Source organism: Paenibacillus sp. NPDC056933 (assembly GCF_042674385.1).
In the GTDB taxonomy this organism is placed as follows: Bacteria; Bacillota; Bacilli; order Paenibacillales; family Paenibacillaceae; genus Paenibacillus.
Map to the genome: position 1 here is coordinate 3,247,836 of NZ_JBHUQN010000001.1, position 15,554 is coordinate 3,263,389.

At 46.0% G+C, this 15,554-nt stretch carries 14 protein-coding genes; 10 read left to right on the top strand and 4 right to left on the bottom strand.

The genetic code is table 11. The features are described from left to right. Positions 1 to 43 precede the first annotated feature (43 nt). On the bottom strand, positions 44 to 901 hold the full coding sequence (locus ACFTRD_RS14380) for a pentapeptide repeat-containing protein (protein ID WP_379380855.1): 858 nt from the start codon (positions 899 to 901) through the stop codon (positions 44 to 46). 198 nt (positions 902 to 1,099) lie between these two features. On the opposite strand from ACFTRD_RS14380, the gene ACFTRD_RS14385 reads away from it, so the two are divergent. Further along, positions 1,100 to 3,814: an S-layer homology domain-containing protein gene (locus ACFTRD_RS14385; RefSeq protein ID WP_379380857.1), complete on the top strand. Its 2,715-nt coding sequence runs from the start codon at positions 1,100 to 1,102 to the stop codon at positions 3,812 to 3,814. An 83-nt stretch (positions 3,815 to 3,897) separates the two neighbouring features. On the opposite strand, the gene ACFTRD_RS14390 is transcribed toward ACFTRD_RS14385, so the two are convergent. After that, positions 3,898 to 4,164: a hypothetical protein gene (locus tag ACFTRD_RS14390; protein WP_379380859.1), complete on the bottom strand. Its 267-nt coding sequence runs from the start codon at positions 4,162 to 4,164 to the stop codon at positions 3,898 to 3,900. Between the two features lie 248 nt (positions 4,165 to 4,412). On the opposite strand from ACFTRD_RS14390, the gene ACFTRD_RS14395 reads away from it, so the two are divergent. Beyond that, positions 4,413 to 4,952 (top strand): NADPH-dependent FMN reductase, encoded by a 540-nt coding sequence (locus tag ACFTRD_RS14395; protein ID WP_379380861.1) that lies wholly within the window; start codon positions 4,413 to 4,415, stop codon positions 4,950 to 4,952. Between the two features lie 228 nt (positions 4,953 to 5,180). Here the strand turns inward: ACFTRD_RS14395 and gdhA are convergent, their stop codons facing one another. Continuing rightward, on the bottom strand, positions 5,181 to 6,557 hold the full coding sequence (gene gdhA / locus ACFTRD_RS14400) for an NADP-specific glutamate dehydrogenase (protein WP_379380863.1): 1,377 nt from the start codon (positions 6,555 to 6,557) through the stop codon (positions 5,181 to 5,183). 389 nt (positions 6,558 to 6,946) lie between these two features. Here gdhA and ACFTRD_RS14405 point away from each other — a divergent pair, with 389 nt between their 5' ends. From ACFTRD_RS14405 to ACFTRD_RS14425, 5 genes are all read left to right on the top strand, one after another. Then, positions 6,947 to 7,420, top strand: a complete 474-nt coding sequence (locus tag ACFTRD_RS14405) for a GreA/GreB family elongation factor (RefSeq protein WP_379380865.1) — start codon at positions 6,947 to 6,949, stop codon at positions 7,418 to 7,420. Next, positions 7,410 to 7,916, top strand: a complete 507-nt coding sequence (locus ACFTRD_RS14410) for a cation:proton antiporter regulatory subunit (protein ID WP_192269655.1) — start codon at positions 7,410 to 7,412, stop codon at positions 7,914 to 7,916. Before ACFTRD_RS14405 ends, ACFTRD_RS14410 begins: the two co-directional genes overlap by 11 nt. A gap of 3 nt (positions 7,917 to 7,919) precedes the next feature. Next, positions 7,920 to 9,125, top strand: coding sequence for a cation:proton antiporter (locus ACFTRD_RS14415; protein WP_379380867.1), 1,206 nt, complete (start codon positions 7,920 to 7,922; stop codon positions 9,123 to 9,125). A gap of 367 nt (positions 9,126 to 9,492) precedes the next feature. Further along, positions 9,493 to 10,209, top strand: coding sequence for an expansin ExlX (exlX, locus tag ACFTRD_RS14420; protein ID WP_379380869.1), 717 nt, complete (start codon positions 9,493 to 9,495; stop codon positions 10,207 to 10,209). Between the two features lie 150 nt (positions 10,210 to 10,359). Continuing rightward, positions 10,360 to 11,316 carry an alpha/beta hydrolase gene (locus ACFTRD_RS14425; protein WP_379380871.1) on the top strand — a complete coding sequence of 319 codons (957 nt, stop codon included), beginning with the start codon at positions 10,360 to 10,362 and terminating at the stop codon, positions 11,314 to 11,316. On the opposite strand, the gene ACFTRD_RS14430 is transcribed toward ACFTRD_RS14425, so the two are convergent. Further along, on the bottom strand, positions 11,311 to 12,189 hold the full coding sequence (locus ACFTRD_RS14430) for a PhzF family phenazine biosynthesis protein (RefSeq protein WP_379380873.1): 879 nt from the start codon (positions 12,187 to 12,189) through the stop codon (positions 11,311 to 11,313). The two genes, ACFTRD_RS14425 and ACFTRD_RS14430, sit on opposite strands and share 6 nt — an antisense overlap. 320 nt (positions 12,190 to 12,509) lie before the next feature. Between ACFTRD_RS14430 and ACFTRD_RS14435 the strand changes: the two genes are divergently transcribed. The 3 genes from ACFTRD_RS14435 (at position 12,510) to ACFTRD_RS14445 (ending at position 15,489) form a co-directional block, all read left to right on the top strand. Further along, positions 12,510 to 13,061, top strand: a complete 552-nt coding sequence (locus ACFTRD_RS14435; protein ID WP_379380875.1) for a GNAT family N-acetyltransferase — start codon at positions 12,510 to 12,512, stop codon at positions 13,059 to 13,061. Positions 13,062 to 13,333: 272 nt separating this feature from the next. After that, positions 13,334 to 14,449 carry a hypothetical protein gene (locus tag ACFTRD_RS14440; RefSeq protein ID WP_379380877.1) on the top strand — a complete coding sequence of 372 codons (1,116 nt, stop codon included), beginning with the start codon at positions 13,334 to 13,336 and terminating at the stop codon, positions 14,447 to 14,449. 77 nt (positions 14,450 to 14,526) lie between these two features. Then, entirely contained in the window at positions 14,527 to 15,489 is a 963-nt protein-coding gene (locus ACFTRD_RS14445; RefSeq protein ID WP_379380879.1) for a helix-turn-helix transcriptional regulator, read from the top strand. Positions 15,490 to 15,554 lie beyond the last annotated feature (65 nt).

Below are 15,554 nucleotides of genomic sequence, written 5' to 3' on the forward strand. Positions count from 1 at the left end.
ATTTGCTGTACAATCTGCTCTACGCGTCTTGGCTGAATCATGCCTATGACCAATGCTCAGGCATATGCAGATGGACCGGCAGCTTGGTGCGGGCGTTGCCCTTAGCTGCATTGATCTGGGATTGCGTCAGGAAAATGCCGCCGGTCAGATCCGCTCCGCCAAGATGGGCATCACGCAAGTCGGCACCGATCCAATCGGCATGTCGCAGGTCCGCATTGCGCAGATCACAAGCGATCATCAGAGCACCCCGGAAGCTGGCGCCCCGCAGATCAACCCCTGTCAGATTCGCTCCTATGAAGTCACTTCCAGTACGTTTTTGGCTCTTCTGCTTTCCCTTTCCATGTTCACGACTCGTAGGTGGTGCACTGGCGCGTACCAATGTACTTGCCTTGACCAAAAGCTCGTTCACCCTCGCACGATGAGCTGGAATGTCCAGGCGCAGCAGGGCCGATGGCTCCAGATTGGCAAGATGCTGTATCTCCTCATATCTTTCTCGCAGAGCCGCATGAAGTGTAGACGTTTCTGGCCGCATCAGCATTTCATTCAGATAACTGAGCAGCTCATGAAGTTGTCTCAGGGCAGGCAGGCAATCGAACATCTCGCTTGCGGATTCCGGATGATCTCGCCAATCCTTGCCTGCATAGGTTATCTGGGACAGCTTTTGTCCGGCGCCAAAACAGTCATACACGGTACAGCCCTTGAACCCTTTTTGCCGGAGCTGGGTATGGATTCCGCAGCGATGGTCTGTACGCAGGTTGGGACAGGGAGTACCACTGGATTTGTCAAAAGCAAAATCGGATGATTTGCCATAGGGCAAGGCAACACAGCACAGACCGAAACATTGCTCGCAGTCCGCTCTCAAATGAGGATTGGCTGTGGTGGCGTATGGTTGGTTAGACAAAATACACACTTCCTTTAATAGTAAAAAACAGATTGAATCAGTTCAGTACCACTTTACCATTACACTGGGATTCGATCAATTCGAATCAGGAATTTTGTTTTCTCTACCGGGGGGTAGACGCCGGCTTTGCATTTTAATCTTAAAATAGGGTTATTCAATTTGCAGGTACTACACTGCTGGTCATGTGGGGGAGAACAAATGCGGATAAGAAAGACGGGAATTAGTTTGTGGATTGCAGTATTGGTGACAAGTCTGTTGTATGGGTATGGACCAAACGTACATGCCGACGCCGGTGGTCGAACGTGGGAAGTGGATGTCACCAGATATGACGGTTTTTCGGTCATTGATGCCAAGCCAACGGAAGATGGCGGATATATTTTGGCAGGCAGGAGCGGGAATCAGAGTGCGCTGCTGAAAACGGATGCGGAAGGTAAGGAGTTATGGCGTAAACAGCTGACCGAGGGAGCGGAGTCGAAATACGATGTGAGAGCTGTTATTCCGCTGCGGGACAATGAGTACATGTATGCAGGAATCGATAACAATGATCTGAATCAATCCGTCATTGGCAAACTGAATGCGGATCAGGAGATTGCCTTTTCTGTAGTGGTCGAGGGCAGTGTAAGCTCCTTGCTCAAGACAGATCATGAACTGATCCTGTTAACCGGTTATCGACGTTCTGCAAACGGTGAACTGGACCCGATGGCAGTGATGCTGAATCCAGGAAGCAGTCAGATATTTAATACAACCTATGCGCAGCCCTATAATCAATTTATACACGCCAGTCTTCGCTCCTTTAAGGGCACCCACCTGCTTGGAGGTTCGACCCAACAGGATGGGGTCAGCTGGTATACCGATGCGCTCTTGACAGAAGTCGATGTGACAGGTGTGCAGATCAATCAGAGAACATATGGTACACCGGATGCAAGCGAAACGATTGAGGCTATGGCGCCGGTGAATGATTTTGGGTTTATTCTGACGGGAAATGTGGTCATTGGCTCAAAACAGGAGATCATGCTGCTTAAACTGGATGCCAATCTGGACCAAGAGTGGATGAGGACATATCCTGTAGGAAACCATGGTGTGGACGTAAAGCTGGCTGTTGAAGGGGGATATGTGGTATCAGGCACGGATAGCGATCTGAACATGCTTGTATTGAAAACCGATGAAGTAGGCAATATGCAGTGGGTTCACCAGCTATCCGAAAAGGGATCAGGTTCAAGCACCAAACAAAACCCTGATGGGAGTTACTCGTTTCTAGGCGGGGACGACAATGGTGGATGGTATGGCCTTCGGGTTGCTGCGCCTGAACAAATTGCCGTGGACGATCAAGCCAATCTTATTGTAGGCACAACGCCCGATATGGAGTTTTCAACCAATGCTGGCGTGAGCTATACTTCCTTTGCCGTTGAACCATCACCGACTTTTCCCGGGAATGAAGAGGTGTGGGTAAGGTATCGGAAAGACAGGGAACAAGGTTATGGTGCGGGCCAAGTCCGGGTTCTACAATTTACTGCCAATGCAGCAGATGCCCGTTTACACAAGCTGGCTATCGATGGATTGCCCTTGACCGGATTCGATCCTGAGCTTGAAGAGTATACAATTCAAGTCTCGAAGGATGCATCATCCATTACGGTAACAGCCAGTACGTATGAGCCCGCTGCCAGCCTGCTAGTTGATGGACAGTCTGCACAATCGGGTCAGGGTGTAAATGTGCCTGTAATTGCGCCAACGCAGGACGTCGTTATTGAAGTTACAGCGGCGGACAGGATCAATCAACGAAATTATACCCTGCATGTTGTTCAAGAGACTGATCCGGCTACAGGGGAACCGGGAGGGCCCGAGAACCCGGAAAACCCGGAGAACCCGGAGAACCCAGGAAATCCAGAGAACCCAGGAAATCCTGAGAATCCAGGGACTCCAGGGACTCCAGAGGAACCTCCTGTGCAGCCAGGGAATCCATCTGGACCATCGGTTCCAAGTGTTCCCTCATCTCCAGTGGGACAGCAAAGTGCATCGGCTGCACCTGCCATCTCGTCCAACTTAACAGGGTTGAACGTTTCGCCAGGCAAACTTGAACCTGCATTTTCCCCGGAGCAGTTTCGCTACCGGCTAACATTGCCAGCAGATACCTCAGCGGTAACCCTGCATTGGCCTGTGATCGGACAGAGTATTACGGTGAACGGCTCCCCGGCGCAGCAGGGCAATATTACGCTGGTGAACCTGAACCCTGGCAGCAATCCGGTTACGATCGGTGTCAAAGGCTTGGATGACGAGGCCAAGGAATATTACATTGATATCGTTCGGGGTGAGACGGAGACTTCTGAATCGGAGGAGGGTCCTGCTCTCGGGGAAGATCTCACTGCCATTGAAGGCCATCCGGATTGGGCTGATCGGGCGATGGCGCTTGCCGCTCAAAAGGGCATTGTGCTGGGTTATGGAGATGGCACCTATAGACCGCATGAAATACTTACCCGGCTGGAATATGCCGTTATGCTGCAACGAATGCTTCAATTGCCTTTGAGGGAAAGAGAGGCAACACAGCGTAGCTTCAAGGATCAGGAGAATATTCCGGCTTGGGGGCTCGCGGCCGTATCAGCGGTAAGTGAAGCAGGCATTATGCAGGGCTACCCGAATGGAAATTATGCCCCTGATCTTGCCATAACCCGGGCAGAGATGTCGGCCATTGTAGTTAGAGCTTTTCAGTTGAAGAACGAATCGGATTCGACGAATTCATCGTTACCGTCATTCCGTGATGTGGATCAGGTGGCCCTGTGGGCACGCCCCTACGTGCTGACCCTGCAACAGCTCGGTATTGTCCAAGGGAGAGCAGGCCATACATTCGCTCCACGGGATGTGCTTACACGGGCTGAAGCGGTCATGATGCTGCTTCGGATGCAACAGAAAATGAATTAATTCATGAACGACAATATGAATGAAAATAACCGACTTCCATCAGGGGAAGTCGGTATATTTTCGTTCTCCCTGGTAAAGGGCAATTATTCTTCAGGTGAGCTGACGAGAGGAATACAGGATCTGCGTTCCACAACTTTTGTATTGACATAAATATGGGCACCGCTATTCTCCCGATTATCCAGATGATCAATAATCAGCTTCACGGCAGAGCCGTATATATGGATATTCAGGCGAAGCAGCAGGGGCAAGTGAACCAAGGTGAAGCTCTGATCACTGTAAAATAAAGGGATGCCAGACAGTTCAGCAAGGCTACGACGAAAAATAACAGAAAGGTCCATTCCCAGATTCATCGGGAATGGACCTTTTTTTTATGTAGTTGCAAGGGCTGGCAACATAAATAGGAACCGGCATTGATATGATAGATAGAGATAAAAAATAATTTGCAAACTTTATGTAAGTTACTTGACTAAATAAATTAAGTCACTTATATTTAATACAAAGCTAATCAACTAAACGGATGCAGGATGGTGTAAATATGGGATTTATGGATAAGTTATTCGGAAAAACAAATAACAATACACAAGAGGAGGAAACAATCATGTCGAAATTGAACATTGGAATTATTCTTGGGAGCACACGTGAAGGGCGGTTGAGTCCGCAGGTCGGAGAATGGGTGAAACAGATTGCAGATGCGCGTGGAGATGCCAACTACGAAATCGTGGATATTGCTGATTACAAGCTGCCGTTATTGGGCGAAGCTGATGCAACAGAACAGGCTGCTGCCTGGAACATGAAGCTGGCGAGCTTGGACGGGTTCGTGTTTATCGTGCAGGAATATAATCACAGCATCTCGGCATCGCTGAAGAATGCATTGGACTATGCCCGGGAGGCATGGAACGATAAAGCTGCAGGGATTGTCAGCTATGGCTCGGTAGGTGGTGCACGTGCTGCAGAACATCTGCGCGGCATTCTCGGAGAATTGTCAGTTGCGGACGTGCGTGTTCATCCGGCATTGTCGCTGTTTACGGATTTTGATAACGGAACGTTCAAACCGGCTGATCTGCATTTGACCAATCTGAACGGCATGTTGGATCAAGTGTTATCCTGGAGCGGAGCGTTGAAAACCATTCGTTCGTAAGCCATATTGTCTGTTAGATAGCCGCCATTTAGGCGGCTTATTTGTTTTAGTAAGGATAAAGACTACATTGTATCTATATGTTCTGTTGAACTTTTATACGGCTCGCTTCAGTTAAAAGAAAAATGAAAAAAGGACAGCTCTCCTCATGGGGAACTGCCCTTCATCAATAAAGGTAAGATTAATTCTGATGTTACACACTCTTTGAGTCAACGACCCAATTTCTTGAAGTTAGACGATACCTTGCGCGAGCATGGCATCTGCCACCTTCAGGAAACCAGCGATGTTTGCGCCGGCAAGCAGGTTACCTGCACAGCCGTACTCATCCGCTGCCTGAACACAGCTAGTGTAGATGTTCGACATAATGTCATGCAGCTTGGCGTCCACTTCTTCAAATGACCAGGACAACCGCATGCTGTTCTGTGACATTTCAAGTGCGGATACGGCTACTCCGCCAGCATTAGCCGCTTTGGCTGGTCCAAACAGCACGCCTTCTTTATGGAAAAGGTCAATCGCAGCCAGAGTGGAAGGCATATTTGCTCCTTCACCGATGGCTTTAACTCCGCCTTTCACGAGCAATGCAGCAGACTGTTCGTCAATTTCATTTTGCGTAGCACAAGGCAGTGCGATATCACAAGGGATCGACCAGATGCCTTCACAGCCTTCGGTATAAACGGCATGCGGATGCTCTTTAACATATTCGCTGATCCGCAGACGATCAACCTCTTTTAATCTTTTCACTGTATCCAGATTGATTCCTTGAGCATCATAGATGTAACCTCCAGAGTCACTACATGCTACAACAGTAGCTCCAAGCTCTTGAGCCTTCTGGATAGCATAGATGGATACATTACCTGAACCGGAGACAACTACCGTACTGTCCTTGAAGCTCAGTCCTTTGGATGCCAGCATCTCCTTCACAAAGTACACACATCCGAATCCGGTAGCTTCCTTACGTGCAAGACTTCCTCCGTATAGGAGCCCTTTACCTGTAAGTACGCCGGCTTCATGTCCACCGCTGATGCGTTTGTACTGTCCGAACATATAACCGATCTCCCGTGCACCTACACCTATGTCGCCGGCAGGTACGTCCGCATCGGAACCGATATATTTGTACAGCTCCGTCATGAAGCTTTGGGTGAAACGCATGACTTCCAGATCTGACTTTCCTTTTGGATCGAAGTCGGAACCGCCTTTACCACCGCCGATGGGCAGGCCAGTCAGGGCATTTTTGAAAATTTGTTCGAACCCGAGGAACTTAACGATTCCCGAGTAAACGGAAGGATGGAAACGAAGTCCGCCTTTGTATGGCCCAATTGCGCTGTTGAACTGAACACGGAATCCACGGTTCACTTGTACCTTGCCCTGATCATCTACCCAGGGTACGCGGAACGTAATGACACGTTCTGGCTCAACAAGCTGTTCAAGCAAGCCATTCTCCCGATATTTCGGGTGAGCTGCAATGACAGGAATAAGCGAGTCCAGGATCTCTTTGACAGCCTGATGGAATTCACTTTCCTGTGGGTTTCTGGCGATAACCGATTCGTAAACGGAATGAACATACTCTGCAGCAGTTACTTGAGTTGAATCCTTAGTTATAGTCGACACTTTTTCAATGCACTCCTTTATTGTGTTAAAGTCTTGGGATGGCTATTTGTATAAATTGCATAAAAGTTTGTAGTTAAATATACAGGAAACCAAATAAAAATACGAGATGAAAATCCATAAAATGTTTTTTATGACGTTATTAAAATCTTCTATGGATCTGTCATATGATGTAAAGGTTAAGTTTGGAAGCTGGATGGACTGCCCTTTTATCGTTATATAACACGAAGTTAACGGAATAGACTGGATTAAAAAATTTGTTTTGGTAAGATGGTAGTAAGACCTCGGTATCCGTGGTTTTTTTATCTATAAGAAGGAGGAGTACAACATCATGAAGAAAAACATGCGAATCAACATGGAGAACAGGGCTTGTATAGGAGGTGAGATCTATTATGAACCATAGGTCTACTCGCCAAAACTGCAGAGAGAAGCTGGTAAACCAGCTGATTATATTGGGTGAAGAGAAAAGAACATTTCTCGACGCCTATTTTGACGTGCGTGATCCGGAACGTTCCCAGATGGAGCGGCTGCTTGCGACTTATACGACATGTGTGGAGGAACTGCTCCTCGGAACGGATGAAAATCTGGACTCGGTGGTACTCATTGGCAGTTTGATTCGTTTTGAATACGTTGACTTCCACACATCCGATTCGTTCACGATTGTTATGCCGGATGACGCGGATCCTGATGCGGGATGTATTTCCTTCCTTTCCCCTGTAGGTCGGCAATTACTGCTTGGACACAAGGGAGAAGTGAGGTCGATTAATATACCGGCTGGCTCCATGCGGGTTCGCATTACGGATATTGTGTTGAACAATGAATCCTTGAACCGGATGCCGACTGGTGGTGCAGATAATGCACTTTAAAGAGACGGATTTGCCGGGAATTGGACGTAAGTATTGGCTGCATACACGCAGCGGTGAGCATCTGGTCATCGTCATCCATAATGATGAGCGACGTGACCTGTTTCACATGGAATCAGGCGATTCGCCTGAAGAACTGGGAGACATGGTGTCACTGGTCACACTGGATGATGATGAGGCACGTGCGGTAGCGGCTATTGTCGGCGGCATGACGTACAAACCAACGTTTCAGGATGAGCGTGAAGTGATGCTGGAGGGACTGTTAATTGAATGGCTCCGCATTGAGCCGCATTCAGAGAGTATAGGAAGAACGATCGGAGAACTGAACATCCGCCAGGCAACAGGAGCAGTTATTCTGGCTGTGGTGGAGAAGAACAAGACGAAGCAGTTTAATCCGGGTCCAGACTATACCTTTACCGCGGGGGCTACGATTGTTGTCGCCGGTGAACGGGATCAGATCAAACTGTTAAAACGGTTGTTATCCAATGGACGGCTCTAGCCTATGGATATGCTCATATTCGAAGTGGGAATTGCCGTTGCGCTGATTACACTTACGGGGCTGATATCTGCACGATTACGATTTTCGGTTATTCCTTTCTATATTCTGATTGGTATGGCTGTTGGACCGCATGCACCACAGATCGGCATTGTAGATTTGCGTTTTATCGAAAGCTCGGAATTTATTGAATTTATGGGCAGGCTGGGTATTCTGTTTTTGCTCTTTTATCTGGGATTGGAATTTTCGGTATCCCGTCTGTTGAAGTCAGGTAAAGCCATTCTGACCGGAGGTATGTTCTACGTTGGACTAAATTTTGCTTCCGGTCTGCTGCTGGGATGGTTCATGGAGCTGCCACTCAAAGAAACGTTAGTTGTCTGTGGTATTATGACGAGTTCTTCCACAGCAATTGTGGCTAAAGTACTCGTCGATCTGAAGCGCACGGCGAACCCGGAGACGGAGATTATTATGGGGATGATCATGTTTGATGATCTGTTCATCGCCATTCATATCTCGATCCTGACGGGGCTTGTACTTAGTGGGGCTACCTCATTCCTCAGCGTCTTGCTTGTCTCCCTGTCTGCGCTGCTCTTTATTGTGCTATTTCTGATTATAGGCAGGAAATGCATCAAGTATATTGATAAGGCACTCAACATCAAGTCATCGGAGTTATTTCTGCTTACGGTTATGACACTGCTCTTTCTGGTGGCAGGTTTCTCGGAAACGCTGCATGTAGCCGAGGCGATTGGAGCTCTGATGATGGGGCTGGTTCTGGGGGAATCCAGACATGCCAGCCGAATTGAGCATCAGATTATGCCGTTCAAAGATTTCTTTGGTGCCATCTTCTTTTTCAGCTTTGGCCTGACCATTGAACCTTCATCCCTAGGCGGGGCGGTTGGAATGACTGTTATTGCCGTTATTCTGACGATTGTCAGTAACTATGGTGCGGGCATGATCGCGGGCCGATTGGCCGGGATGACACCAAAGGCTTCTCTCAATGTGGGCTTCACGCTCGTTTCTCGGGGAGAATTCTCTATCATTATGGCGAACATCGGTAAGGCAGGAGGCCTGATGGCGTCCATTCAATCTTTTGCTGTGTTATACGTGTTGATTCTGGCAGTGCTTGGCCCGATTCTGACGAAAGAATCTCCCTGGATTTATAGTCAATATGCTCGCTTGAGGAAAAGAATGAAACGAAGGCAGACGGGATGAACTGTGCAGCTCTCTGCGGCGCTTGTGAAGCGGAGTGGTAACCAACAGATGTGAATATGGATTGAGTTTCTGATCTCGTGTCCATAAGCGTCACACCGCTTGGAGAAGTGAATTTCTCCCCGGTGTGGCGCTTTTCTTTTTTTAGGAATGGATGAGTACATTGTCGGGTCTAAGCACCTGACTCCAGTGAGATAAACAAGTTGTTTTCATACTCGTGAAGGTTCAAGCCTGGGACAGGACTTTGGATGCAATTTAGCTAATTAAATTGAAAATAATCATAATTTATGTAAAATAATGTTATATTCGAATCTAGCAACCTAGCAACCTAGCGATCTAGCATGTATTTGACGACAAGGAGGATTTTGACATGAATCAAAAAAGCAGATTTCAACGGTTAAAATGGGTAGGTACCTCGTTATTGTTAGGCTTAGTCCTGTTTGCATTACCGGCATCTGCCGCATGGAATGATACATACAAAGGTTACGCTACTTACACAGGTTCAGGATACTCGGGAGGGGCTCTGCTATTAGACCCTATTCCTGCGGACATGAAAATTACGGCACTTAATCCATATCAGCTTAATTATAATGGCGTCAAGGCTGCTCTGGCGGGAGCGTATCTGGAAGTGCAAGGTCCCAAAGGCAAAACGACCGTATATGTAACGGATCTGTATCCTGAGGGAGCCAGTGGTGCGCTGGATCTTTCACCCAATGCCTTTAACCTGATTGGGGATCCGAAGGCAGGCAAAATCGATATCAGTTGGAAAGTCGTGAAAGCTCCGGTCATAGGTAACGTCTCCTATCGGATTAAGGAAGGCAGCAGTCAGTGGTGGGCAGCGATCCAGGTTCGTAATCATAAATATCCGGTGCTGAAGCTCGAAGTGAAGCAAAAGGACGGCACATGGCTCAATCTGGAGAAACAGGACTATAATCATTTCCTGGGAACTGGACTGGGCAAAGAAAAACTGAACATCCGCATCACTGATATTCGCGGGCAGGTAGTGAATGATACCATTGTGGCTTTGCCTGAAAGTGGATCGGGTGGAGCCTATATTGTACCGGGCAATGTACAGTTTCCTGACTGACAGAGGTATGAAGATTTTTTACAAAGAATCATGCTGCTCAAAAGTATGCTGAATGAAAAGTCGTGCAATGCACGGCTTTTTTTGGTTATATAAGATGATGCTCATGCAACTGAATTAAATGGGTTTTACGACAAGAGGAGAATGTAAAGCATGGATAATCTGCCTTCATATCATTCATCACATCATTACTGGAAACAGTATCAAGCCTTCTTCCCGGAAGAATTCAGGCTAGGGGAACATGCGAATCCTGAAGAGGAGTGGTGGGAATCAAACGGGGTTCATCTGCACATCGATCGTCTGCCTGCGCCCGAGTCACCAATTAAAATTCTGTTCATTCACGGAGCCGGAGGCAATGGCAGGTTGCTCGCTCCTTATGCCCGAATGTTGCAGCTCCAAGGCTATGAGGTCGTATCGCCAGATCTTCCACCGTATGGGTTAAGCTATGCGTTGTCTGGCACACGTCTCAATTATGATCTATGGATCAAGCTGCTTGTTTCACTCGCTGATCGTGAATATAAGAAAGACGGCAAGCCGATCGTGGCGTTGGGAAGCAGCATCGGGGGAATGCTGGCGTATCACACAAGTGCACGCAGTGAGCACGTACAAGGCTTGATTGTAACAACCTTTGTGGACACGAGTGATGCTGATATGCGTGACCAGCTTGCACCGAACCGTCTGGTTAGCCGCTGGGGCAAACGCATGATGGATCAGTTCTCGGCTTTACTGGATCATATACGAATCTCTGTGAAGCAAGTATCGCGTATGCAACTGATTACCAATAATCCGGATTTAACCCGACTTATTATGAATGATCCACAGGCGGCAGCGACGCGTGTCCCGCTGGAACTATTAAGAACATTCCTGAATAAGAAGCCGGAGGTAAACCCGGAAGAGTTTGACCAATGTCCCGTATTGCTGGTTCACCCCGAACTGGACCCGATGACCCCATTACGGTTCAGCCATTCTTTTTTTGAGCGATTGAAAGTGGAAAAGGAATGCGTAGTGTTGGAAGGAGCGGGCCACTTCCCTATAGAACAACCCGGCCTGAATCAATTGGAAGAAGCCGTGTTACGGTTTTTACATCAGATTCAAGCGCAAAATTCATGAAAGTTGGATTCGAATGTTCTCTATATGAACCGCGACTCCGCCCACTTGAATCTTTGTAATGTCATTGGAATGGTCTAGCGTTAATTTGGCTCGGATCTCCGAAGGACGGTTCATGGTGTATCCTTGTCTAATCGTATAGGTTGTATCGTGGGGATCTGAAAGTTGGTTGTATTGATGTAAATAACAGAGTAAAGCACCGTTAGATGTACCTGTTGCGCTCTCTTCCGGGATATCGTAAAGGGGAGCAAAATTCCGGCATTCTGCCAGAGCGACCTTAGCATCTGGTTCGAGTGCAAACACATGATAACCTACGACATGGTTAGCTTTGCTAATTTCAGTGATAAGCCGAAAGTCAGGGATGATTTTGGACAGAACATCAACATGTTTAACCGCAATGAAGATATCGCGTAATCCGGTAGACACAATCTGTACAGGTAATTCGGCGTGTAAATCATGTGCAGGAATACCCAGAGAATCTGCAATGTTTTGTCGGTCAACAATCTCTCCAAACTCCGGTAGCGCTTGAGATAGATAGACTTCACCATTATTCTGGACAACCACTTCAAGTATTCCGGCCAGCGTCTCCAGTGTGTACATACCTACCTCAACGATATGCTGTGCTTTCATTAAATAAAATAAGGCAATCGTTGCATGCCCGCATAGATCAACTTCATCACTAGGGGTGAAGTAACGAACTTTGAAATCAGCCTGATCCGATGGCATAACAAATGCCGTCTCTGAAAATCCGACTTGTCTGGCAATCTCCTGCATCTGGGAGTCGGATAAGTGTTCTGCTTGTAAAACAACGCCTGCGGGGTTTCCTCCAAGAGGCTTGTCCGAAAATGCATGTAACGTGCTTACTTCAATTTCCACATTGCTACCTCGCTTGTTCAGTTATTTGGATTCAACAGTTCTACAGTATACCACAGTTCCTGATCGGGATTGTGAACCCAAAATTGGACATACCCAAATGGGGAACCAGTGACATTTTAGTAGGTGTATTTTTTGTGCGGAAAAGAGAGTACACGAATAATATAATTTGAAGGAATGGAATATTACGGTATATACTTGATGTAAGTGTTGAAAGGAATGAGAACGATGTAATCTTTGAAGACATAGCTCCCAAGGCCAGATCTCCGCCTTAATTCAGATATGAGTAAGGTAAGAGTAAATAAACCTTAGGAGGATCTAAAATGAAAAACAATATTTGGACAGGTCATAAAGTTAGATTACGTGCAATTCTCCCAACTGATTGGGATAAGTTCCACAATAATGATTCTGATTCTGACTGTGCTAGACTTTGCGATGTAATAAATTTCCCAAGATCGGAAGAAGGTACAAAGGCTTGGGCTGAACAGCAAGCATCCCATGGTCCTGATGGGGATAAAATTATGCTCGCGGTCGAGACTTTAGATGGAGTATTAGTGGGAAGTATAAGTTCGAATAACTGTGATACCCGAAACGGAACTTTTACGTACGGTGTTGCTATCTTTAGAGAATTCTGGCGTAATGGTTATGCTTCAGAAGCTGTAAAAATATTGTTGCGATATTACTTTGAGGAATTACGCTATCAGAAAGTTACCGCACACGTTTATGCTTTTAATGAAGGTTCGCTAGAACTTCATGAGCGTCTTGGATTTGTCCAAGAAGGGAAACTCAGAAATATGGTATTTACTAATGGACAGCATTACGATGAATATCTCTATGGTTTGACTAAAAGTGAATACTCGAAAATGAAGATATGAGAGAAGGCTACCCTAGTGGTAGCCTTTTTTCGAATAACGGAAACGATAATTCAAATCTGAGGCGGAATGATTTTATTTAAGAGACGCTTCGTTTTGAGGATGTTCATACTCAAATGAAATCTTAGATCATGACCCTCTAAAAGGTGTCTTGGTATTAGGCCACGAATAAGATAAATGTCCCAAAATTGCTAGGATCAGTTTTAAGCTAACCGCTACTTTAACGAAGGTGTACAGGAGGACAATATTAACTTGAATTATAAGGAAGTGATCTGATGGTTGATGTTTTTGCTGTCTCAGACATTATTGTAAAACATATTAAGACCCATTACCCTCAAGATGTTGCCATTGTCGGATATTACGGATCATATTTGCAGGGGCGGGCGACTGAACGTTCGGATTTGGATTTCTTCTTCATTCCGGCGACGGCCAAGGGTAGAGAAGTGGAGTGCCAGTTTATGATCGACGGTATCAGTTTTGATTTCTGGCCCATCGGATGGGATCGTGCTGAAAGAATGGCAACATCTGAAGAGTGGAATACGACGATTATAGCAGACTGTAAATTGTTATATGTCCGGTCAGATGATGATTTTGCCAGGTTCATGAAACTTCGCGAAACAATATCCAACATGGGGAGTAAATCCAAAACACCTGATATGATCAGCAAAGCCGAATCCGTATTAAAGGAATGCTTGATCAGCATGGCTAAAATGCGTCTTTCCAAAAGCGCCAAGGATCTGTCCTATTGTCGAACCCAGGCTCAAGAGATTTCTGGAAACATTTTTATGTCACTTGGCTTCTTGAACCAAATCTACTATAAGCGCAGTTGGGGCCACTACCGTGAGCAAGTCAGAAATCTCCCCATTAAACCGGATCAACTGGACCCATACCTTGATACCATTATGTTCAGTACTTCTCCAGATGAAATCATGTCAGCGTGCGAGAATTTGATTGCGGATACAATTTCTCTTATATCGGAGCATCAAAACAGCCAAGGAGAGGTTCGCTCTTATAAAGATCAAATGCGGGGGTACTACGAAGAGGAAAAGGGTATGATGAATAAACTGTTAACCGCGTGCGAAAAAGGCCATTACGAAACAGCTTTCTTCGTTGCTATAGGGGTGCAAGACGGGTTATCCCGAATATTGTACGCGGCGGAAAAGGGACGCTGGCCTGGTGTTATTGACTTGGGTGAGCATCGCGAGTATTACGTTCAATATGGGTACCCAGATCTGGTTGGACTGTTGGATCCAACCGATTTTGAACCGTTGCGACTAGCCGTCCTGCAGCTTATAGATATGTTGGAGAATCAGCTCGAAAGAGAAGGTGTATCTATCAACCAGTTCGACTCTGTTGCTGAGTTCGAATCATTTTACATAAACAGAGTTTAAGGATGTGGTTGTTGATAACTCCATTTCAATTATCATAATGAAGGCTCTAGGGTCTAACGAATAATGAGGTGAAATGAATGACTAAAATAGATAATATGATGAATATCTTATGGATGTTGAACTCAGGCAGAAGAATTACTGCAAAGCAAATATCCGAAAAGTTAGAGATGAATATCAGGACTGTTTACCGTTATATGGATGCCCTTTCAGCCAGTGGTGTGCCGATTATATCGGACACGGGTCATCATGGTGGGTATATTCTATTGAATACGTTTATTAAAAGTCCGCTTCTTTTTGATGTTGAAGAGCAAACAACATTACTTCACGCTGCTGTGTTTGCCAAAGAAGCTGGATATTTTTCAGGTGAGGCATTAGACAGAGCAACCTCAAAGCTGAAGATGTATACCAATCCAGAGCAGGAAAGAATGATCAAGCAGCATGTTGAAGGGCTTGAAGTAATAAATCCCATTGGAGATCCATCGATGGAGCCCATACTGAAAACATTGGAGCAAAGCGTAGTAAGCGAATCAGCTGTAGAAATTGAATATCACAGCAATCGTGAAGAGCAGTCCCAATGCAGGATTGTTGATCCATATGGAATTGTATATTGGAATAACAACTGGTATGTGGTTGCGTTTTGTCATCTAAGAGATGAAATCCGTAGTTTCAGAGTGGGGAGAATACGCCGGATTATTCAAACCGAAATGACTTTCAATCGTCCAACAAATTTCTCGGCAGGTGAGTTTTTTATGAAAAGCCTGCTTCCGGAAGTAGAAAATAAGCAAGGATTCATGCCTCTAGTTGTTGAGGGTGAGACAAGTGCACTGGATAACTTATGCCAGCATTGGTTTCTAGGATACTATGTCAAAGAGCGGACTCCGAAGAAAGTGACATTTCTGCTAGAAAAAAAAGCAATTCATACGTACGTACCCTATTTACTTTTACCCTATGGCAAATCTGTTCAAGTCATTGAACCCATAAGTTTGAAGCAAAAACTAATTGAAGTTCTATATGAGTTAATTGATTATTATCAAGTTTAAAAAACTTTACTGACGGAAGATGTCAGTAAAGTTTTTTTATAATAAGGTATATCGATTAATCGATG